This is a genomic window from Pseudomonas sp. 01L34, assembly GCF_056400265.1.
The window spans coordinates 416,314-437,605 of record NZ_JBFTSX010000001.1 but is presented as its reverse complement, the minus strand read 5'-3'; the positions used below and the strand labels follow the sequence as shown (position 1 = coordinate 437,605).

Annotated in this window: 17 protein-coding genes; all 17 read left to right on the top strand. The window is 56.7% G+C overall.

What is annotated here, in order from left to right; genetic code table 11:
* The first annotated feature begins 59 nt into the window (after positions 1 to 59).
* The 17 genes from AC1DQM_RS01970 to AC1DQM_RS01890 all read left to right on the top strand — a co-directional run bounded on the left by AC1DQM_RS01970 (position 60) and on the right by AC1DQM_RS01890 (position 21,242).
* Positions 60 to 1,355 carry a glycosyltransferase gene (locus tag AC1DQM_RS01970; protein WP_477745772.1) on the top strand — a complete coding sequence of 432 codons (1,296 nt, stop codon included), beginning with the start codon at positions 60 to 62 and terminating at the stop codon, positions 1,353 to 1,355.
* Between the two features lie 149 nt (positions 1,356 to 1,504).
* Complete coding sequence (locus tag AC1DQM_RS01965; protein ID WP_018926034.1) at positions 1,505 to 2,371, top strand: phosphatidylinositol-specific phospholipase C domain-containing protein; 867 nt, start codon at positions 1,505 to 1,507, stop codon at positions 2,369 to 2,371.
* 190 nt (positions 2,372 to 2,561) lie between these two features.
* Positions 2,562 to 3,443 (top strand): phosphatidylinositol-specific phospholipase C domain-containing protein, encoded by an 882-nt coding sequence (locus tag AC1DQM_RS01960; protein WP_477745771.1) that lies wholly within the window; start codon positions 2,562 to 2,564, stop codon positions 3,441 to 3,443.
* An 80-nt stretch (positions 3,444 to 3,523) separates the two neighbouring features.
* Positions 3,524 to 4,429 (top strand): AraC family transcriptional regulator, encoded by a 906-nt coding sequence (locus AC1DQM_RS01955; RefSeq protein WP_018926036.1) that lies wholly within the window; start codon positions 3,524 to 3,526, stop codon positions 4,427 to 4,429.
* Positions 4,430 to 4,770: 341 nt separating this feature from the next.
* Positions 4,771 to 6,081: an ABC transporter substrate-binding protein gene (locus AC1DQM_RS01950; RefSeq protein ID WP_477745770.1), complete on the top strand. Its 1,311-nt coding sequence runs from the start codon at positions 4,771 to 4,773 to the stop codon at positions 6,079 to 6,081.
* 182 nt (positions 6,082 to 6,263) lie between these two features.
* Positions 6,264 to 7,193: a carbohydrate ABC transporter permease gene (locus AC1DQM_RS01945; protein WP_064618053.1), complete on the top strand. Its 930-nt coding sequence runs from the start codon at positions 6,264 to 6,266 to the stop codon at positions 7,191 to 7,193.
* Between the two features lie 10 nt (positions 7,194 to 7,203).
* Complete coding sequence (locus AC1DQM_RS01940; protein WP_064618055.1) at positions 7,204 to 8,034, top strand: carbohydrate ABC transporter permease; 831 nt, start codon at positions 7,204 to 7,206, stop codon at positions 8,032 to 8,034.
* A 32-nt stretch (positions 8,035 to 8,066) separates the two neighbouring features.
* A complete protein-coding gene (locus tag AC1DQM_RS01935; RefSeq protein ID WP_064618056.1) occupies positions 8,067 to 9,170 on the top strand; it encodes an ABC transporter ATP-binding protein in 1,104 nt (367 codons plus the stop codon).
* A gap of 16 nt (positions 9,171 to 9,186) precedes the next feature.
* Positions 9,187 to 10,662, top strand: a complete 1,476-nt coding sequence (locus AC1DQM_RS01930) for a mannitol dehydrogenase family protein (RefSeq protein WP_064618058.1) — start codon at positions 9,187 to 9,189, stop codon at positions 10,660 to 10,662.
* Between the two features lie 126 nt (positions 10,663 to 10,788).
* Entirely contained in the window at positions 10,789 to 12,285 is a 1,497-nt protein-coding gene (gene xylB / locus AC1DQM_RS01925) for a xylulokinase (protein ID WP_477745769.1), read from the top strand.
* Between the two features lie 13 nt (positions 12,286 to 12,298).
* A complete protein-coding gene (locus AC1DQM_RS01920) occupies positions 12,299 to 13,237 on the top strand; it encodes a carbohydrate kinase family protein (RefSeq protein WP_018926043.1) in 939 nt (312 codons plus the stop codon).
* Between the two features lie 396 nt (positions 13,238 to 13,633).
* Positions 13,634 to 14,365, top strand: a complete 732-nt coding sequence (locus AC1DQM_RS01915; RefSeq protein ID WP_018926045.1) for a hypothetical protein — start codon at positions 13,634 to 13,636, stop codon at positions 14,363 to 14,365.
* A 229-nt stretch (positions 14,366 to 14,594) separates the two neighbouring features.
* Positions 14,595 to 16,667, top strand: a complete 2,073-nt coding sequence (locus tag AC1DQM_RS01910) for a type VI secretion system Vgr family protein (RefSeq protein ID WP_477745768.1) — start codon at positions 14,595 to 14,597, stop codon at positions 16,665 to 16,667.
* Positions 16,664 to 17,515 carry a DUF4123 domain-containing protein gene (locus AC1DQM_RS01905; protein ID WP_477745767.1) on the top strand — a complete coding sequence of 284 codons (852 nt, stop codon included), beginning with the start codon at positions 16,664 to 16,666 and terminating at the stop codon, positions 17,513 to 17,515. The genes AC1DQM_RS01910 and AC1DQM_RS01905 overlap by 4 nt, the downstream gene beginning before the upstream one ends.
* A complete protein-coding gene (locus AC1DQM_RS01900) occupies positions 17,484 to 18,323 on the top strand; it encodes a hypothetical protein (RefSeq protein WP_477745766.1) in 840 nt (279 codons plus the stop codon). The genes AC1DQM_RS01905 and AC1DQM_RS01900 overlap by 32 nt, the downstream gene beginning before the upstream one ends.
* A gap of 1 nt (position 18,324) precedes the next feature.
* Positions 18,325 to 19,101 (top strand): hypothetical protein, encoded by a 777-nt coding sequence (locus tag AC1DQM_RS01895; RefSeq protein ID WP_477745765.1) that lies wholly within the window; start codon positions 18,325 to 18,327, stop codon positions 19,099 to 19,101.
* 11 nt (positions 19,102 to 19,112) lie between these two features.
* The gene (locus AC1DQM_RS01890; protein WP_177431094.1) at positions 19,113 to 21,242 is read left to right on the top strand and encodes a lipase family protein; all 2,130 of its coding nucleotides are present in this window, start codon (positions 19,113 to 19,115) and stop codon (positions 21,240 to 21,242) included.
* Positions 21,243 to 21,292: the final 50 nt, after the last annotated feature.

Sequence of the window (21,292 nt, the reverse complement as noted above, 5' to 3'; positions counted from 1 at the left end):
CTGTGGTTTAATTGCGGCCTTTTCTTCGTCCCTCCTCGCCTACACCAAGGAACACTGTCATGAGTCAGCTCAACGCAACCAAAGTCCTGGTCATTGGTTACGTCTGGCCCGAGCCCCGTTCTTCAGCGGCCGGTGGGCACGTCATGCAAATCCTTGAGACATTCTTGCAGCAAGGCTGGGACGTCACCTTCAGTAGCCCGGCCGGCACCGGCGAACATCGGGCTGATCTGACGGCGTTGGGCATTCGTGAAATTCCGATTGAATTGAACAACAGCAGTTTCGACGACTTCGTCAGTGAACTTGCTCCGGACATAGTGCTGTTCGATCAGTTCATGATGGAGGAGCAGTTTGGCTGGCGGGTCGAAAAATACTGTCCCGATGCCCTGCGTGTCCTCGAGACATCGGATCTGCAAAGCTTGCGGCACGCCCGGCATCAGCGCCTCAAGGATCGCTTGAAGGTCAATGACGACAATAATGATTTCAGCGACTTGTTCGCGCCGGCGTTGCGCGAAGAGTTCGAACTGATGGCTGATACCGATCTCGCCAAACGGGAGATTGCTGCGCTGTACCGTTGCGACTTGAACCTGATGATCTCTGAAGTGGAGATCGAATTACTGGTCGAGCAGTTCAAGCTGCCGCGCAACTTGTTGCACTGGTGTCCGCTGATGGTCGAACCTGAGCTCGTACCGCCGACAGCCTTTGAAGATCGGGCGCACTTTCTCAGCATCGGCAATTTTCGACATGCGCCGAACTGGGATGCGGTGCTCTGGATGAAAACAGCCATCTGGCCGTTGATCCGCGCGCAACTGCCCACGGCTCAGTTGCATATCTACGGTGCTTACACCCCCCCCAAAGCTACCGCGTTGCACAACCCGGCCCAGGGCTTTCATGTCATGAACTGGGCAGAAGATGCTTTGCAAGTGATGTCGGCGGCACGCATTTGTCTGGCGCCTCTACGCTTCGGTGCCGGTATCAAAGGCAAGATCGTCGACGCCATGTTATGTGGCACCCCCACGGTGACGACGCCCATCGGCGCCGAAGCCATGCATGGCAATCATCCCTGGCCTGGGACCGTGGCCCGCACGGCACGGGAACTGGCTGACTGTGCGGTGCGCCTGTATAAGGATGAAGCGCTTTGGGCGCAGGCCCAATCCCACGGACAGAGGTTACTGGCCGATCGATATAAAATGTCGGAACATGGCCCGGCATTGATCAAGAAGTTGTTGCACTGCCAACAGCACTTGACTCAACTTAGACGCGATAATTTTACCGGTAGTATGTTGCGTCATCACCACCATAAAAGTACGCAATACATGGCGCAATGGATTGAGGCGAAAAACCGAAACCCTGCTTAAGTTACGCACAACCAAATACACATATCTTGCATTATCACAACGATTGATCGCCCCGCTCTTTCCCTTTATAAATTATTGACCGAAGTGAGTAACAGCCACTCACTTCGGCCAACCGATAACACCTATCAAACTATGCAAGGAAGCATTAAATGGACAATACTGTTCAGAACAACTACGTACTTAGAAACTGGATGGCCAGCACGCCGGCAATCGATACACTGTCGCTCAATGAGTTGACACTGCCAGGCACCCATAACGCCGGAAGCGACTGGAAAGCCACTTGGCTGCAAGGCCCGGGAGCCCATTGGCTGGCCTGTCAGCATAAATCGTTTTATTCCCAGCTACACAACGGTTCCCGCGCGCTGGATATTCGCCTGACTTACGACGCCCGCGCGCCGGGACTTGGAAAATTTCGCTGTCATCATAACAATTATCGCAATGACCGAACCCTGGGCCAACTTGTAACCGATGTAGAAAAATTCCTCCAGGAAAACCCCAATGAATTCATCATCCTGGACTTTCACGATCTGAGCGGAAGCACGTTTGACTTCGCTTATTTTAATGACATGATGATCCACTTTCTCGGTCATCGGATCATTCCCAGCAAAAACCGGTCGCTGAGTCTGCGTCAACTCAAACAAATCAGTTCTTTGCAAAGAATACTGGTCGCAGCCCCCAGGAACAGAGCCCTTGATCAAAACCTATTCATTGAACAGATCGAGCACAAATGGTCTGGCAACGGCCTCACCAGTGCCTCCGAGTTGGAACAGCACATTATAAAAGTGCTGAAGTTTCCGCCAGGCACATGGGCACCATGGTCGCTGTCCGCGACCAGTTATAGCGCTCTCGGTGGTCCGGTAGATATTCACGATGAGCTTAATTCGTGGTTTGACCCGAATAAAAGCGACTGGGCAACACGGTGCAACATTATCAATGTCGACTTCATTGAAGAAAGCAACATCGTTTCGTATTGCCTGACCGCAAACCTGAGTAAAGCGGCCAAGCGCGCCAACTAGCGCCGAGCCATTAAAGGATTAATTCTTATGCAAGTATTTCCGTGACTGGCAATGCAGTCGCGCACTTCTATGCTGGGTCATGAAAGCCTTTCTACGCAGGCGAGCAATAGAGGTATGGCACGCAGCCACACCCTAAACATGGACCTCGTCCCCTCCATGGAGGTAGACGAGTCTACGACAAGGAACTGTCATGACCCATAACGCAGTAATCACGCTGGATAAACAAAAATGGATGAGTAATGCCCTCGACATCGATCGTATAAAACTGACTGATGTTATCTGGCCCGGCGCCCATAACGCCGGCATGGATAAACAGGCGCCTAATTATGAGGTGGTCGTCGGCAACTGGACGACATGTCAAAACGGTTCATTTGCATGGCAATTGTCCAATGGCGCACGGGCATTCGATATCCGCTTGGGCTATACCGAGGGGGCTGATCAGTCGATTTTCTATTTCCATCACAATGGATATCAGTCACATCGGGTTCTCGATGAACTCATCAGCGCAGTTTCATCTTTCCTGGACCGAAACCCGGATGAATTCGTGGTTTTGGACTTTCATCAGCTAGGGGACGGCAACAATCGCTTTGACTATCAGAAACTCAATGAGCTTCTGGTCAGCCAACTCGGACAGCGAGTGATACCGCCCGACAACGCCACAAAAACGATCGGCGAGCTCAAGCGGATCAGTGCTCTGCGCCGGGTGATATTAGCGGCGCCCGTACGGCGGGAACTGGATGAGAATTATTTCTGGCCGCGTATTGCACACAAGTGGATCAACAAGCGGTTTACCGACACCGAGGATTTGAAAACCCATATTTCCAACACACTCAAAGACGCGCCTTACGAAACATTTTTATGGTCGTTATCGGCCACCAGCTACGCGTTTCTGGGAGGGCCTCAAGACATCAAAAACCACATCAATGACTGGTTCAATCCCACCCGGGACTGGGTGACGCGCTGCAGCATCATTAATACCGACTTTTTCGATGAGTCCGAAATCGTTCGTTACTGCTGGAGTGCCACCAGCATGAAAGCGGTATACGGTGATGCGTTGCATGCCCCCGCCTAAGCACAGTCGCGTTGCAAGCTGGCCTTAGGCATCCCGAAAGAGGCATGATCAAGGGGCGATAACAATCAAAGCGCCCTGACATGACCCGAACAGCCAGAGTCACCGATCCTTCCTACGAATTGATGGACGACCACAACGGGTTGTCCATCATCTATCGCCAACACGGATTCCCCTGCCCCCTGGTGCGCTGGCATTTCCACAAGGAATACGAACTGCACTTGATCATCGCCAGCTCCGGCAAGGTGTTCATCGGTGACTACATCGGTAACTTCTACCCGGAAACACTGTTCCTGACCGGCCCCAACCTGCCCCACAACTGGATCAGCCAGGTAGCCGAAGACGAAGTGGTGCCCGAGCGCGACATGCTGGTCAATTTCACTGACGAGCTGTTCGAAAGTGGCCATCAGGTATTCGCTGAACTCAAGACAATTGCGCCCTTGCTGGAGCGCGCGCAGTACGGCATCGAGTTTCGCTGCAAGCGCACCATACGCCAGGCCATGACCTTGATGCAGCGCATCGCCGACACCCAAGGCATGACCCGGCTCGGGCATTTTTTCATTCTGCTGGAGTTGCTGGCGGCGTCCGATGACTACCAGTTGCTGTCCGGTGCCACAACGCCGCAATTGGCCGATGAACACAATATCGACCGTACCAACCGGGCGGTGGATTACATCTTTGCCCATTACGCCAGGGATTTAACGCTGGAAGAGGTGGCCGAGCATCTGGGTCTGAAGCCGACCTACTTCAGCCGAGTGTTCAAACAGGCCACCGGACGCTGCTTCATCGAGTTCGTCAATCGCCTGCGCATCAGCAAATCCTGCGAGCTGCTGGCCGATGGCGACAAAACGGTGACCGATGTGTGTTTCGAGTCGGGCTTCAACAACATTTCCAACTTCAACCGGCGTTTTCAGCAACTCAAGGGCATGACGCCGTCGCACTATCGGCGGCTGGCGGTGCAACGGTTGACTGAGCAGAATCAGCACTGACTTATCCTGTACCACGGATCCTTGTAGCAGCTGCCGAAGGCTGCGTTCGGCTGCGCAGCAGTCGCAAACCCGGCCACTCCACCTCTTCTGTATCGCCGCAGCTTCGGACCCGGCGAGGGCTTCGCCCTCGAACGCAGCCTGACGGCAGCTGCTACAGCGCGGCATGCAGCGACACCAGCCCCTGACTTCCCAGTGCAAAAAAGTATCGATCACAGTGCGATGGATGATTTGTCAGCCTGTCAATTGAAGGCTGTAATCGCTGCACATTCTTCCCTCCGCAGGAAGACACAAAAACAATAACTGTCCTTCTGTAACCCCCGGGTGCAGAAAAGGAGTGCACGATGCAACCTTCGGTAAAAGCTCTGCTTGCCCTCACCTGCATGACCCTCAGCAGCGTCAGCCTCGGCGCTCAGACCCTGACCATCGCCACCGTCAACAACAGCGACATGATCCGCATGCAAAAGCTCTCGAAAACCTTCGAAGCCGAGCATCCGGACATCAAACTCAATTGGGTGGTGCTTGAAGAAAACGTCCTGCGCCAACGCCTGACCACCGACATCGCGACCCAGGGCGGGCAGTTTGATGTGTTGACCATCGGCATGTACGAAGCCGCACTCTGGGGTGCCAAGGGTTGGCTGGAACCGATGAAGGACTTGCCGGCCAGCTACGCCCTCGACGACGTTTTCCCTTCGGTGCGTGAAGGTCTTTCGGTCAAGGGCTCGCTCTATGCCCTGCCGTTCTACGCTGAAAGCTCCATCACCTATTACCGCACCGACCTGTTCAAGGACGCCGGGCTGACCATGCCGGAACGCCCGACCTGGGAACAGATCGGCGAATTCGCCAGCAAACTCACCCATAAAGATAAAGAACAGTACGGCATCTGCCTGCGCGGGAAGGCTGGCTGGGGCGAAAACATGGCGCTGATCACCACTGTCGCCAACGCCTATGGCGCGCGCTGGTTCGATGAGAAATGGCAGCCGGAATTCACCGGTCCTGAGTGGAAAAATGCGCTGAATTTCTACGTCGACACCATGAAAAAGTCCGGCCCGCCCGGCGCATCGAGTAACGGTTTCAATGAGAACCTGGCGCTGTTCAACAGCGGCAAGTGCGCGATCTGGGTCGATGCCAGTGTGGCCGGCTCGTTCGTGACCGACAAAACCCAGAGCAAAGTCAGCGACCACGTCGGCTTTACTTACGCACCGCATCAGGTCACCGACAAAGGTTCGGCCTGGTTGTATTCCTGGGCACTGGCCATCCCAACCAGTTCCAAGGCCAAGGAAGCGGCGAAAACCTTCAGCGCCTGGGCCACGTCCAAGGAGTACGGAGCCCTGGTCGCGGAAAAAGACGGCATCGCCAACGTGCCACCAGGCACTCGCGCTTCGACCTACACCGAGGCTTACATGAATGCCGCGCCGTTCGCCAAGGTGACGCTGGAATCGCTGAAAGCCGCGGACCCGAGCCAACCGTCGCAAAAGCCCGTGCCCTACATTGGCATCCAGCTGGTGACCATTCCTGAATTCCAGGCCGTGGGCACCCAGGTCGGCAAGCTGTTCTCGGCCGCGTTGATCGGCCAGACCACGGTCGACCAGGCCCTGACCGCCGCCCAGTCAACCACCGAACGTGAAATGAAGCGCGCCGGTTATCCCAAATAACCAGCGCCCCATGTGGGAACAGGTTTGTGTGGCGAGGGGGCTTGCCCCCGTTCGGCTGCGAAGCAGTCGCAAAGTGTTTTTGGGGCCGCTTCGCGACCCAACGGGGGCAAGCCCCCTCACCACACAAGCCTCGCCCCTACAGTTGATCTTCATTTGTCTGTTCCCAATCGGTTCTGATCGCCATGAATACTTCAACCACTGTCAAAGCTCACATGGACATCCCGCAACCAGTACGTAAAAGCCGGTTGACCAACCCCGGCTGGTTTCTGGTCAGCCCCTCGGTGGCGTTGCTGCTGCTGTGGATGATCGTGCCGTTGGGCATGACCATTTACTTTTCGATGATCCGCTACAACCTGCTCTACCCCGGCGAAAACGAATTCGTGGGGCTGGAGAACTTCAGCTACTTCCTGAGCGATTCGGGTTTCCTGCCCGGCGCCACCAATACCCTGTTGCTGGTGGGCAGTGTGTTGCTGATCAGCGTGGTGTTCGGCGTGTTGATCAGCGCGTTGCTGGAGGCCAGTGAGTTTCTCGGTCGCGGCATCGTGCGGGTGATGTTGATCTCGCCGTTCTTCATCATGCCCACCGTCGGTGCGCTGATCTGGAAGAACCTGATCTTTCACCCGGTCTCGGGGATTCTCGCCTACATCTGGAAGCTGTTCGGCGCGCAGCCGGTGGACTGGCTGGCGCACTACCCGCTGCTGTCGATCATCATCATTGTGTCCTGGCAATGGTTGCCCTTCGCGATCCTGATCCTGATGACTGCCATGCAGTCCCTCGACCAGGAACAAAAGGAAGCCGCGCGCCTGGACGGTGCCGGCCCGATCGCGATTTTCTGGCACCTGACCTTGCCACACCTGGCCCGGCCGATTGCGGTGGTGGTGATGATCGAAACCATCTTCCTGCTGTCGGTGTTCGCCGAAATCTTCACCACCACCAACGGTGGCCCCGGTTACGCCTCGACCAACCTCGCCTACCTGATCTACAACCAGGCGCTGGTGCAGTTCGACGTCGGCATGGCCTCCGCCGGTGGCTTGATCGCGGTGGTGATTGCCAACATCGCGGCCATTGTGCTGGTGCGCATGATCGGCAAAAACCTGACAGACAAAGCCTGAGGCCCGCGCCATGACTCTTCAACAATCCCGTCGTCTGCAAAGCCTGCTGCTCGGCACCCTGGCCTGGGCCATCGCGATCGTGATTTTCTTCCCGATCTTCTGGATGGTGCTGACCAGTTTCAAGACCGAAATCGACGCCTTCGCCACGCCACCGCAGTTCATCTTCACGCCGACGCTTTCGAACTACCTGCACATCAACGAGCGTAGCGATTACTTCAGCTTCGCCTGGAACTCGGTGGTGATTTCCTTTAGCGCCACGGCATTGTGCCTGCTGATCGCGGTGCCGGCCGCCTATTCCATGGCGTTCTACGAAACCCAGCGCACCAAAGGCACGTTGCTGTGGATGCTCTCCACCAAGATGCTGCCGCCAGTGGGCGTGCTGATGCCGATCTACTTGTTGGCCAAGAGCTTTGGCCTGCTGGATACGCGAATCGCGCTGATCGTGATCTACACGCTGATCAACCTGCCGATCGTGGTCTGGATGGTTTACACCTACTTCAAAGACATCCCCAAGGACATCCTCGAAGCCGCACGCCTGGACGGCGCCACCCTGTGGCAGGAAATGGTCCGGGTGCTGCTGCCGATCGCCAAGGGCGGCCTGGCCTCCACAGTGTTGCTGTCGCTGATCCTGTGCTGGAACGAGGCGTTCTGGTCGCTGAACCTGACCTCGTCCAAAGCCGCGCCACTGACCGCACTGATCGCCTCTTACTCAAGCCCCGAAGGTTTGTTCTGGGCCAAGTTGTCGGCGGTGTCGACCCTGGCTTGCGCGCCGATCCTGATCTTCGGCTGGATCAGCCAGAAACAGCTGGTCCGCGGACTGTCGTTTGGCGCCGTGAAATAGCCCTCAAAGAATAAACATAAAGGAGCGCCATCATGGCCAACCTGAAAATCAAAAATCTGCAAAAAGGCTTCGAAGGTTTTTCCATCATCAAAGGCATCGACCTGGAAGTGAACGACAAGGAATTCGTGGTGTTCGTCGGCCCGTCGGGTTGCGGCAAGTCCACCCTGCTGCGGCTGATTGCCGGCCTTGAAGAAGTCAGCGGCGGCACCATCGAGCTCGATGGCCGCGACATCACCGAAGTCAGCCCGGCCAAGCGCGACCTGGCGATGGTGTTCCAGACCTACGCCCTGTACCCGCACATGAGCGTGCGTAAAAACATGTCGTTCGCCCTCGACCTGGCCGGTGTAGCGAAAGCCGAAGTCGAGAAGAAGGTCGGCGAAGCAGCTCGCATCCTGGAACTCGGGCCGATGCTCGAACGTAAACCGAAACAGCTGTCCGGCGGTCAGCGTCAGCGCGTAGCGATCGGCCGGGCCATCGTGCGTAACCCGAAAATTTTCCTGTTCGACGAACCGCTGTCCAACCTCGACGCCGCCCTGCGGGTGCAAATGCGCCTGGAACTGTTGCGCCTGCACAAAGAACTGCAAGCCACCATGATCTACGTGACCCACGATCAGGTCGAAGCCATGACCATGGCCGACAAAGTCGTCGTGCTCAATGGCGGTAAGATCGAGCAAGTCGGTTCGCCACTGGACCTGTATCACCAGCCGGCCAACCTGTTTGTCGCAGGTTTTCTCGGCACACCGAAAATGGGCTTCCTCAAAGGCAAAGTCACCCGTGTCGACAGCCGGGGCTGCGAAGTGCTGCTGGACGCCGGCACCCGCATCACTCTGCCGCTGAGCGCGGCCAACCTGAGCGTCGGCGGCGCGGTGACGCTGGGCATACGCCCGGAACACCTGGAGCTGGCACAACCTGGCGACTGCACGTTGCAAGTCACCGCCGATGTCAGCGAACGTTTGGGCAGCGACACCTTCTGCCATGTGCTGACGTCGTCCGGCGAAGCGTTGACCATGCGCGTTCGCGGCGATCTGGCCAGCCGTTATGGCGAAACCCTGAGCCTGCACCTGGACGCCGAACACTGCCATTTATTCGATGCCGACGGCGTGGCGCTGACCCGTCCACTGCGCGCCGCAGCCTGATATCAGAGAACATGCGATGAAACTGAATAAATCCAACCTCAACTGCCTCGCCCCCGAGGTGGCCCTGCCCGCCTACACCCTGAGCGACACCCGCCAGGGCATCGCGCACATTGGCGTCGGCGGTTTCCACCGCGCACATCAGGCGTACTACACCGACGCCTTGATGAACACCGGCGAAGCACTGGACTGGGCCATCTGCGGGGTTGGCCTGCGCGCCGAAGACCGTCGTGCCCGGGACGATCTCAAAGAACAGGATTACCTGTTCACCTTGTTTGAACTCGGCGATACCGACGACACCGAAGTGCGAGTCATCGGCGCGATCCGCGACATGCTGCTGGCCGAAGACGGCGCCGAGGCGCTGATCGATAAACTGGCCAGCCCCGAGATCCGCATCGTCTCGCTGACCATCACCGAGGGCGGCTACTGCATCGACGACAGCAACGGCGAGTTCATGGCGCATCTGCCACAGATCCAGCATGACCTGAGCAATCCGAACACGCCGAAAACCGTGTTCGGCTTCCTCTGCGCCGCGCTGGCCAAACGGCGTGCCGCCGGCACGCCCGCGTTCACGCTGATGTCCTGCGATAACCTGCCGCACAACGGCGCGGTGACCCGCAAAGCCTTGCTCGCATTCGCCGCCCTGCGCGATGCCGACCTGCGCGACTGGATCGAGCGCAACGTCAGCTTCCCCAACGCCATGGTCGACCGCATCACGCCGATGACCAGCATCCAGCATCGCCTGCAATTGCACGACAAACACAGCATTGACGACGCCTGGCCAGTGGTCTGCGAACCGTTTGTGCAGTGGGTGCTGGAAGATAAATTCGTCAACGGTCGCCCGGCCTGGGAAAAAGTCGGCGTGCAGTTCACCGACGACGTCACGCCTTACGAAGAGATGAAGATCAAACTGCTCAACGGTAGTCACCTGGCCCTGACTTATCTGGGTTTTTTGAAGGGTTACCGCTTCGTTCACGAAACCATGAACGACCCGCTGTTCGTGCGCTACATGCGCGCCTACATGGACCTGGACGTGACGCCGCAACTGGCGCCGGTGCCGGGCATCGATTTGACCGAGTACAAAAACACCCTGGTGGCGCGCTTCTCCAATCAGGCGATTGCCGATCAACTGGAGCGGGTGTGTTCGGACGGCTCATCGAAGTTTCCGAAATTCACCGTGCCGACCCTCAACCGCTTGATCGCCGACGGCCGCGAGACCAAACGTGCGGCGCTGGTGGTGGCGGCCTGGGCGCTGTACCTCAAAGGCGTGGATGAGAACGGTCAGACCTATGCAATTCCGGATCCGCGGGCGGCGTTCTGTCAGGCGCTGGTGGCCGATGATGCATTGATCACCCAGCGGCTGCTGGAGGTTGAGGAGATTTTCGGCACGGCGATTCCGCGTTCGCCAGAGTTCGTCGCGGCGTTCGAGTGGTGCTGTAACAGCTTGCGGGAAGTTGGCGTGACGCAGACGCTCGAACGAGTGCTGGCCGTCTGATTATTCCCACGCTCTGCGTGGGAATGCAGCCCGGGACGCTCCGCGTCCCATTCAGAAGCGGACGCAGAGCGTCCATTGATGCATTCCCACGCAGAACGTGGGAACAATCTTCGGTAGGGTGTTTCCATGGCAAACCAACAACTATTCCTGGGCATCGACTGCGGCACCCAAGGCACCAAAGCCGTGATCCTCGACGCACACAGCGGTCAGGTCCTCGGTCAGGGCGCTGCTGTCCACAGCCTCATCAGCGGCCCCAATGGCCGTCGCGAGCAAGACACCGCCCAGTGGCTGGAAGCCTTTACCCAGGCCACCCGTCGCGCGTTGCTCGCCGCGGATGTCGATGGTCAGGCCATTCTCGGCATCGGCGTTTCCGGCCAGCAACATGGCCTGGTGCTGCTCGACGATCACGGCCAGGTACTGCGCCCGGCCAAGCTCTGGTGCGATACCGAATCCACCCCGGAGAATGATCGTCTACTGGCTCATCTGGGCGGTGAAAAAGGCTCCCTGGAGCGCCTCGGCATCGTTATCGCGCCGGGCTACACCGTGTCCAAGCTGCTCTGGACCAAAGAACAACACCCGGAAATTTTCGCCCGCATCGCCCGTATCCTGCTGCCCCATGACTACCTCAACTATTGGCTCACCGGTCGCAGTTGCAGCGAGTACGGCGATGCGTCGGGCACCGGCTATTTCAACGTACGTACGCGCCAGTGGGACTTGCAACTGCTGCGCGACATCGACCCCAGCGGGCGCCTGCAAGCCGCGCTCCCGGAGCTGATCGATGCCCACCAGCCGGTCGGTACGATCCTGCCGGGCATCGCCGAGCATCTGGGCATCAACCCCAAGGCCCTGGTCTCCAGCGGCGGTGGCGACAACATGATGGGCGCGATCGGCACCGGCAACATCAAGCCCGGCGCGATCACCATGAGCCTCGGCTCTTCGGGGACGGTCTACGCCTATGCCGAGCAAGCGCACGTCAGTCCGGACGCCTCGGTGGCGACGTTCTGTTCCTCCAGCGGCGGCTGGCTGCCGCTGATTTGCACCATGAACCTGACCAATGCCACCGGCGCGATTCGCGAGTTGTTCGAACTGGATATCGAGCAGTTCAATGCCTTGGTCGAACACGCGCCGATTGGTGCTGAAGGCGTGTGCATGCTGCCGTTCCTCAATGGCGAACGCGTTCCCGCCCTGCCCCATGCCAGCGGCAGCCTGCTGGGGTTGACCATGACCAACCTGACCCGGGCCAATCTGTGCCGCGCCGTGGTGGAAGGCACCACCTTCGGTTTGCGTTACGGGCTGGACCTGCTGCGCCACAATGGCTTACAAAGCCGCAGCATCTGCCTGACCGGCGGCGGCTCCAAAAGCCCGGTGTGGCGGCAAATCGTCGCCGACATCATGAATACGCCAGTGATTTGTACCGAACAGAGCGAGGCCGCGGCGCTTGGCGCAGCGATTCAGGCGGCGTGGTGCAAGTCTTGGGCAAACGGCCACGAAGACAGCCTAGCGGACTTGTGCGAGCGCTGCGTGAAGCTCGACCTGGCCAGTGAAACCCTGCCGATTGCAGAAAATGTACAGGCCTGTCAACAGGCCTACGAACGCAATCAACAGCATGTCGCAACCCTTTAAAGAGCGAGCAACTATGTATCTGGTGTGTGGTGAAGCGCTATTCGATTTCTTCAGCGAAGACGATGCCAGCGGCCTGGCATCCAAAGTGAATTTCAAGGCAATTGCCGGCGGCTCGCCGTTCAACGTCGCGGTGGGTTTGCGCCGCCTGGGCGTGGATGCCGCGCTGTTTGCCGGGCTGTCGACCGATTACCTCGGCCGACGGTTGCAGCAAGTGCTGCAGGATGAAGGCGTGCGCCCGGATTACCTTGTGGACTTCGCCGCGCCGACCACGCTGGCGATGGTCGCGGTCGGTGCCAATGGCTCGCCCCACTACAGCTTTCGCGGCGAAGGCTGCGCGGATCGGCAGTTGAGCCTTGCGCATCTGCCGCAACTGGGGCCTGAAGTGCGCGGCTTGCACATCGGCTCGTTCTCGCTGGTGGTGCAACCGGTTGCCGATACCTTGCTGGCGCTGGTGCAGCGCGAAAGTGGCAAACGCCTGATCAGCCTCGACCCGAACGTGCGCCTGAATCCCGAGCCGAACATCGAGTTGTGGCGTTCACGGATCGCCACCCTGGTGGAGCTTGCCGACCTGATCAAGGTCAGCGACGAAGATTTGAGCCTGTTGTATCCCGAGCAGGATCCCCAGCGCGTGATCGAAAGCTGGCTGGAGCATCGTTGTCAGTTGGTGTTCCTGACCCGTGGCGGTCAGGGGGCGACGGTGTTCAGCCGGGCTCATGGCACATGGTCGGTGCCGGCCTGTTCGGTGAAGATTGCCGACACCGTTGGGGCTGGCGATACCTTCCAGGCGGCGCTGATTACCTGGCTGACCGAGCAGCAGCTGGATTCGGTTGCGGGTGTGCAGCGGCTGAGCCGTGAGCAGATTGACGGGATGCTCAGGTTTGCGGTGAGTGCCGCCGCGTTGACCTGCAGCAAGACCGGGCCGGATTTGCCGTATCGGCGGCAGTTGAGCTGAAATACACGCCCCCCATACCTCTCTACTATGGCAGGTCCTGATTTCAGGGCCTGCCGGTGGACTTGAATAAAAGACAGCTTGCATATCTTTCTTCATTGAGCGCTACATCTTTTCTCCCATTATATTTTTTAGATATAGTCTTATTGCAATTTAAAAAATAAAACCCGTACAAAAGATAAGCGGTCATTGACAGCTTTATATTTTTTATGCCCGAGAAAATTTATAGCGATTTATACTTGCAACTATTCCAAAAAATAATCATATGCAGCCAACTACAACCAGTTAGTTACTTGACCGCTACATGCCTTCAACTAGTATCTTTTCCACGCACGGCGCAGGTAAGGACAATTGCTGTGCGAATCCTTATACCACCACAACAGGAAAAGGAACTCCAACATGGAAAGTGTCGCTATCTCAGCTGCCCAAATTAACTGGAACGGCGGACAACGCATTACGCTCACCGCAGGTGATACAGCCACCTGTACCGCGCTTAGCCCAGGCCAGCTGTATGGGATCTTTATCTACAACTCCGCGCAAAATGACAACAACTCGACTGTCTCCGTGAACTGGAGCAACAGCCAGCCGCCCGTACCGATCACGGTACCTGGCACCACGGCCAATGCAGGCCTGGCATCGTTGGGTTTTGTCTCGGGCACCGATACTCAAACCGTTTCGGTCTCACTGTCCAGCAACGCCGGTAAATCACAGGTCGAAATCTGGCTGGGAAGTGTCAGCATGCCGACCAACACATCGGGGCTCAGCAACTATCCGCTGCCGGCCGATGGTGAGCAGCATCCGTTCAACAAGTACACCCGCTACTATGCGGTCCCTCCATCGAAATGGATGAACCTGACGATCACCAGCACCATTACACAGTTCCTCTCTTGCCAGTTCCGTGAGGCGCAAGCGACCGTGTTCGTCGTCAACGAGACGTCGAACGGCCTGCTCTCCGGCCAGGTCACCACGATCGGGCCTACTGCAAGTGAAGTTGGGGCCGTCAAGATCAGTTACTCGCAGATTCAGAGTATTTCCAATAATCTGCAAGGCGACGGTACGCAGTGGGTCTGGATGGATGCTGACAGCCAGCAAAACTCTCAGAGCGCGACCATTTCCCTGCAATCGCTTTGAATTAATTGGCTGAGTCATAAACGAAGGCCCCATCTGTGGGGCCTTCTTTTTTATATGGCGTAGCGGTCAATTGCCTCGAAAAGTGCCTGTATTCATCGTGCAAAACCTCAGCTATAGGGGAAAGCCCTACAAGCGTCAGGCCCCTGACCTACGGCATTTTCGCCTTGAACATGGCCATTTAATACTGCACCATCCGCCCCCTGCTTTTTCAAAGGACGGAATTCAAGGCATGCTGGACGCAAACGCAATCCATATCTCCCTCACCCTCGAAGGCGTTTCCGTCGACCTTCAGGTGCTCAGCTTCATCGGCCGCGAGGCCCTCAACCAGCCGTTCTGTTTCGACATCGAACTGGTCAGCACCCGTCCCGACCTGAAACTCGAAGAGCTGCTGCACAAGCCCGGTTGTCTGACCTTCGGCGCCACCGGCCAGGGCAAAATCCATGGTCTGGTGTACCGCATCGAGCAAGGCGATTCCGGCAAGAGCCTGACCCGCTACAGCATCAGCCTGGTGCCGCAACTGGCTTACCTGCGCCACAACCACGACCAACAGATTTTCCAGCAACTCAGCGTACCGAAGATCATCGCCCAGGTCCTCGAAGCCCGCGGCATTCTGGCCGACGCCTACAGCTTCCAGCTCGGCGCGATCTACCCGGAGCGCGTGTACTGCGTGCAGTACGACGAATCCGACCTGCATTTCATCCAGCGCCTGTGCGAAGAGGAAGGCATCCATTTCCACTTCCAGCACTCGGCCAGTGGCCACAAACTGGTGTTCGGCGATGACCAGACGGTGTTCCGCAAACTGGCGCCGGTGAGCTACCAGCAGGACTCCGGCATGGCCGCCGAGAAGACGGTGATCAAGCGCTTCAACCTGCGCCTGGAAACCCGCACCACCCGCGTCAGCCGCCGCGACTACGACTTCGAAAAACCCCGGCTGCTGCCGGAAAGCGCAGCCAAAAGCGCGTTCGCCCCTGACCTCGAAGACTACGACTACCCTGGCCGTTTCACCGACCGCGCGCGTGGCAAGCAACTGGCGACCCGCGCCCTGGAACGTCATCGCAGCGACTACCAACTGGCCGAAGGTAAAGGTGACGAGCCAACTCTGGTCAGCGGCCACTTCCTGGCCCTCAGCGAACACCCGCGCGCCGAATGGAACGACCTGTGGCTGCTGCTGGAAATCGTCCACGAGGGCAAACAGCCGCAAGTGCTCGGCGAGAACATCACCAGCGACGTCACCGACAGCAAGGACGATTTCCATCAGGGCTACCGCAACCGCTTCCTCGCCACCCCGTGGGATGCGCACTTCCGCCCGGCCCTGGAACACCCGAAACCGCAAGTGCTGGGCAGCCAGACCGCCATCGTCACCGGCCCGCCGGGGGAAGAAATCCACTGCGATGAATACGGCCGGGTCAAGGTGCAATTCCACTGGGACCGCGACGGCCAGTCCGACGACAGGACCAGCTGCTGGCTACGCGTCGCCAGCGGCTGGGCCGGCAACGCCTACGGCGGCATCGCCATCCCGCGGGTCGGCATGGAAGTGCTCGTCACCTTCCTCGAGGGCGACCCCGACCAACCGCTGATCACCGGCTGCCTGTACCACAAGGAAAACGTCGTCCCCTACGACCTGCCGGCGAACAAGACCCGCAGCACCTTCAAAACCCTCAGCTCGCCGGGCGGCAAGGGCTACAACGAGTTTCGCATCGAAGACAAGAAAGGCGCGGAACAGATCTACCTGCACGCCCAGCGCGACTGGGATGAAAACATCGAACACGACCAGAAAATCCGCGTCGGCAATGAACGGCACGACACGGTCGAGGCCAACGTGTTCAGCGAGTTCAAGGTGGAAGAGCATCGCCTCACCCATCTGGATCGCAAGACTGAAGCGCGGGCGGATGATCACCTGACCGTGGGCGTGACCCAGCATGTGAAGGTGGGCACCGCGCAGTTTGTCGAGGCCGGTCAGGAGATTCATTACAACGCTGGCGAGAAGGTAGTGGTTGAGGGTGGCATGGAGCTCACGGCCAAGGCTGGCGGGAGTTTTGTGAAGATTGATGCGGGGGGTGTGACGATCAGTGGGGCTGAGGTGAAGGTGAATTCCGGTGGCGCTCCCGGCGCGGGCACGGGGATTCAGATTCTCGACCCCGTCATCCCCTGGGCCGCCGCCAAAGACAAGGCCGGTGCCCTGCTCGTCCCGGCCGCCGTGCAAATGGCCATGGCCAAAGCCGCCCGAGCTGCCGGCGACATCCGCTGCCCGATTTGCGAAGCCTGCCGTGAAGGCAAATGTGATTTGGGGGCAACAGCATGAGCGACGCACTGAACAACTGGCTTGGCGAACAAGCAAAACTCAATCGCGTTCTGATCCTGGCCCTCGACAGCCTCGCCGAACCGAACCCCGTCACCTCGCTCTACAGCGCTGGCCTGATGCAGCGCTCGGTGCAACTCTATCGACGCACCCAATACGCCGAGTTCGCCGCCATCAGCCCGTGGCTGACCGAACTGCACAACCCCGGCGCCGATGCCTTTCGCCAACTGCTGGACGACCCACAGCGCAACTGGGGCTGGATCGGCAGCATGGACAAGGCCGACCTCGACGGCTTGACCCAACACTGGCAAGCGCGAATGGTGATTGAGGAAGACGGCGAACGCTCGTTGTTCCGTTTTCAAGACAACCGCGTGATAGCTCGCTGCCTCGCCAACCTGAGCGAGGCCGAACGCCCCTTGCTGCTGGGCCCGATCAGCAGCGTGCTGTATTGGGACGAGGAGCAGTGGAAAAGCGCGGATAACGCCAGGCCTGGCATGTACCCGGTGCCAAACCCGGCGCCGTGGATGCGAATTCCAAACTCGCCGGAACGTACGCGCAGTATCTTGCGCGAAAACCTTAAGCGCTGGTTGCTGGTGTACCACATCGAGGCCGCCGCCAAACTCTCCGAAACCCGCAATGTCCGCGAATGGCTGGAAGAACAGATGGACCTGCTTGAGGCCTGGCAATGGAACACGCCGGAACAGCGCGAGTTCATGCTCAGCCTGAGGCTTGATCCCAGGTGCGCGGACGATGTGGCCTGGCAGCCTCTGCCGGATGAGACGCCAGAGCAACATTTTGCGCGGTGTCAGCGGGTGTTTGATGCGCAGCTGGGTCAGTCAGAGCGTGGGTGAGGTGGAGGTGTCTGACGCAACCTTTTCGGGACGTTTGCTTTGGTTGTTCGCTGTTGCGGGTGTCATGGCGGTTTCTGGTTGTTCGGTTAGATCTGCTGACAGTTTTACGCTGGTGACCGAATTACCGCCGGGGTTCAGCATTAAAGGTGAGGCGTCTTATGTGCCTAGAACGGGAGAGGCTTGTACGGTCCCTCCTCGAAAAGGCAGGAACTATCCGGGTTTGAAGTTTTTTGAGCAGAAGCTGAGTAACGATGCACAAACGGCGCGTTTCGAAGTTCCGCTGACGAGCAAGGAAGGTGGTTGTCCTTTGGTACTTGATACCTTTGGATATGAGGTTGACGGAAAGTATGGGGCTGCACGGCTCGATTTAGGTAGGGATTACACGGGCATTGCCTTTCAGGATGGAACTGCAGACAGCCACACCTCTCCCTCCCCCATGATATTGCAGAAGCAGTGCGAATGGTTTTTCCGCACGGTTGGGCCTGATCGTTACATCGTTAAAATTCTGAAATGTAAATCGGTGGCAACTCCCGAACAGGCGAACGGCTCAGTGGCAAAAGGTCCCTTGCAACGAGCTCAGTTGGCGGGAAAAACGATAAAAGTGGTTTTCGATATATCACGCGAGGAAAGACCCGCCGTTGGTGACAACTGGGTGAAGTTCTCCACGGGCTGGAAACGCTGCATGGGCGACAGTCTTGAGGATCCATACGCATTTTGTGATGGCAATAAAACAGATTTCAAACCCTTCAAAATGCCGGATGGACGTGATTGCACCGTCTATCCCAACTGCACTGAACAAGGACAATAAAATGTTTTCTCGAGACTTTTTCACTGGGCTTGTTCGAGCTGCGGCCATCGGCTTGGGGACGCTCGGGGCTACAGGATGCTCCGTTGCACAACAGGATACCTTCACGCTGGTAACTGAACTGCCACCCGGATTCAGCATTAAAGGCGAAGCGTCTTATGCGCCTAGAACAGGAGAGACTTGCACGGTCCCGCCTCGCAATGGGAAAAACTACCCCGGCAAAAAATTTTTCGAGCAAGAGCTTAATATCGATGCGCAAACGGCACACTTCGAAGTCCCACTGACAAGCAATGAAGAAGGATGCCCTTTAGTACTTAAAAGCTTCGGATATGAAGTGGACGGAAAATATGGCGCAGCCCGATTAAATATTGGAAGAGACTACACTGGGATTTCTTTTAAAGATGGAAACAACAACACACAACTAACAACACCTCCAAAAACTCTTAAAAAAGAGTGCCAGTGGCTATTTCGAACAACTGGACCAAAAAACTATATTAGCAAGATACTTAGTTGCAAGGCAGTCGCCGACCCGATTACGTCCGGAGCTCTGCAACGTGATCAGCTTTCGGGAAAAACGTTAACCGTAATATTTTCCCTGGCACAAGAAGAGCTTCCCTATATGGGTGACACGTGGATAAAGTTCCCTGAAGGATGGAAACGATGCTTGGGGAAAAATATCGAGGATCCGTATGGGTTCTGTAGCGGCAATATGACTGATTTTAAACCATTTAAGATGCCGGATGGACGTGATTGCACTGTTTATCCTAACTGTACTGAATAAGGATATTTATTATGGAGCCGAAGGCATCATGCAAACCATTATTGGGTGGAAAGTCACAAGCTTGCCCACTTAGAGGCGATTGGATCAGCTTCCAGATAGTAGATGAGACGGGTAATGGCAAGCCGTATGCTGGTCTTGCTTATGTATTGCAGGATAGTGCGCATCAAAAGTACCCCGGAGTACTAGACGGTGATGGATCAGCCAAGGTTTTCAATCATTATCAAGGACCGGTAGTTCTGACTCTGGATGCGCCCTATACAGGATCGGACGAATACTACAAAGCTCTCTCAGTTCGAAAAAAATATCCATTACCCATCACCCAACTCCAAGTCAATGCAGAACAAACCCGTTTTGTTCGAAAAGATGGTTTGCGCGTTGAGAACAACCCTGCAAAAGCCAAAGCTGATCAGTTCTTTCAGGTTGAAGTTCGAGATTTTGTAAAAAAATCTGCTCACCTTCCTCCTGAATCCAAAAAAAAATATCCACCGAACTACAATTTACTAAAAATCATGGGAGACCTCAGTTTCGGCCCCGAGGAATCGGAACTATTTGGCGTCGTGTTATCGCCTAATAAACACACTGTCCTTGAGGTCCGTCCACTGCGTGCATTCCGCCCCATGCTTTCAAAAGACAAAAAATTCAGCGCCTTGAATTTATATCAACTTTCTCTGTTTGCAAGCTTAAGCTACGCCAATTTTGGTCAAGAACCGGCTGAACTGCCAACTGACACTATCAAGTTCCCTCTCACCCCTAGCGTCGGCAACCTATTTGGAGATGGACTGGCTAGTTTCAGAGAAGATTGGAGAATTAATGCTGACCAAACCACCCCTTACTACCCGCTTTATGAAGATGTACCGTACTCAAAGCGTTTTGAGATTCTGCCTTTCGACCCGACACTCTATGATCAAAACAAACCTGGCTTGGGCGTAGAACAAGAGCACCCAGCAAAGTGGCATTTCTTTGATGATGGCCAAATAAAGGGTGGTACAAATACTCAGGCGTTCATAACTCACCATGACGAAATCATCCTAATTTCGGTCCGAGGGACATTAGAGGGCGCGGACTTCTTGCGGGATACCGATGCAGAGCAAGTTCCATTTGAGGATGGCGTAGGGAAAGCGCACAAAGGTTTCTACGAAGCCTATCAGGCGATGAGCAAATTCATTCAAGTCTATCTCGAGCAATTTTATACAGGACAAAAGGTAATCATTTGCGGGCATAGCCTGGGCGGGGCAATCGCAACATTGCTCGCAGAAGCGTTACGACGTAGTCCAAGCGCATACGACATCTTGCTCTACACCTACGGCTCCCCAAGAGCCGGCGACGCTGACTTCGTCAACGGCGCGGCAGAGCTGGCCCATCACCGCATGGTCAACAACAACGACCCGATCCCAAGTGTTCCCGCGCCCTGGATGAACACTCGTAAAAGTATCTGGGTGCCCGGCGTAATCATCAGTTTTGTCACCGCCCCTTTAGGCGCACTTATTTTCGCCATAGGCCTGTCGCGAACCGGCGGTTCGCCATACGAGCATCACGGTAATTTGCACCACTTCATGCCCGTCCACTTTAAAGGACGTGAGCAATCCGCCGTTCTCTGGGATCCAGGTTGCGACTCCATCGAAGAGGCCGCCTGCACCAGAGCATTGAAAAAGTTCGACGACTTGCCCGACCGTGCCGCTTTTGTGAAGCAACTGTTCCACATGAGCGATCACTTCATGGTGCCCTCCTACATCCCGTACGCCTGGGCAACATTGCGCCGCTGGCAGCAAACCCAGGAAAGCGGAACCACGGTGGTGACCAAGACTGAGTACGATCAGGTCTACTACCAACTGCAAGAAATGCAGGACCGTTTGAAGACGAAGGAAGCTGAACTGAACAACTCCTTCCAATACGATCGTCAGGCAAACCAGCGAGAAGCGAGTCTACTGAGAGCGGAAATAGGTCGGTTGAATACCGCCCGGCAACGGCTGCACGCCTTGAGCTTCCTTAAACTGACGCCCGAAGACATTTACGGCTCTGCCACTCAGGCGCCGGAACATAAAAACAACGTCGATCGCTGGATGGCGAAAAAAGAAAACACTGTTGAGGTCCAGCTCGCGATGATTCCTCAGGCAAGCAGCAGTGAACTGAGGACGGCTTAGTTTTCAGAAGGGCAATGACTCGGTGTATCCCGCAAACAAGCCAGCGACCA

Excerpts from the sequence above, each read along its gene's own strand:
- AC1DQM_RS01950 (WP_477745770.1), top strand. The coding sequence starts at position 4,771 with ATGCAACCTTCGGTAAAAGCTCTGCTTGCCCTCACCTGCATGACCCTC.
- AC1DQM_RS01935 (WP_064618056.1), top strand. The coding sequence starts at position 8,067 with ATGGCCAACCTGAAAATCAAAAATCTGCAAAAAGGCTTCGAAGGTTTT.
- AC1DQM_RS01945 (WP_064618053.1), top strand. The coding sequence starts at position 6,264 with ATGAATACTTCAACCACTGTCAAAGCTCACATGGACATCCCGCAACCA.
- AC1DQM_RS01915 (WP_018926045.1), top strand. The coding sequence starts at position 13,634 with ATGGAAAGTGTCGCTATCTCAGCTGCCCAAATTAACTGGAACGGCGGA.
- AC1DQM_RS01890 (WP_177431094.1), top strand. The coding sequence starts at position 19,113 with ATGGAGCCGAAGGCATCATGCAAACCATTATTGGGTGGAAAGTCACAA.
- AC1DQM_RS01930 (WP_064618058.1), top strand. The coding sequence starts at position 9,187 with ATGAAACTGAATAAATCCAACCTCAACTGCCTCGCCCCCGAGGTGGCC.
- AC1DQM_RS01955 (WP_018926036.1), top strand. The coding sequence starts at position 3,524 with ATGACCCGAACAGCCAGAGTCACCGATCCTTCCTACGAATTGATGGAC.
- AC1DQM_RS01940 (WP_064618055.1), top strand. The coding sequence starts at position 7,204 with ATGACTCTTCAACAATCCCGTCGTCTGCAAAGCCTGCTGCTCGGCACC.
- AC1DQM_RS01960 (WP_477745771.1), top strand. The coding sequence starts at position 2,562 with ATGACCCATAACGCAGTAATCACGCTGGATAAACAAAAATGGATGAGT.
- AC1DQM_RS01900 (WP_477745766.1), top strand. The coding sequence starts at position 17,484 with ATGCGCAGCTGGGTCAGTCAGAGCGTGGGTGAGGTGGAGGTGTCTGAC.
- xylB (WP_477745769.1), top strand. The coding sequence starts at position 10,789 with ATGGCAAACCAACAACTATTCCTGGGCATCGACTGCGGCACCCAAGGC.
- AC1DQM_RS01970 (WP_477745772.1), top strand. The coding sequence starts at position 60 with ATGAGTCAGCTCAACGCAACCAAAGTCCTGGTCATTGGTTACGTCTGG.
- AC1DQM_RS01895 (WP_477745765.1), top strand. The coding sequence starts at position 18,325 with ATGTTTTCTCGAGACTTTTTCACTGGGCTTGTTCGAGCTGCGGCCATC.
- AC1DQM_RS01920 (WP_018926043.1), top strand. The coding sequence starts at position 12,299 with ATGTATCTGGTGTGTGGTGAAGCGCTATTCGATTTCTTCAGCGAAGAC.
- AC1DQM_RS01965 (WP_018926034.1), top strand. The coding sequence starts at position 1,505 with ATGGACAATACTGTTCAGAACAACTACGTACTTAGAAACTGGATGGCC.
- AC1DQM_RS01910 (WP_477745768.1), top strand. The coding sequence starts at position 14,595 with ATGCTGGACGCAAACGCAATCCATATCTCCCTCACCCTCGAAGGCGTT.
- AC1DQM_RS01905 (WP_477745767.1), top strand. The coding sequence starts at position 16,664 with ATGAGCGACGCACTGAACAACTGGCTTGGCGAACAAGCAAAACTCAAT.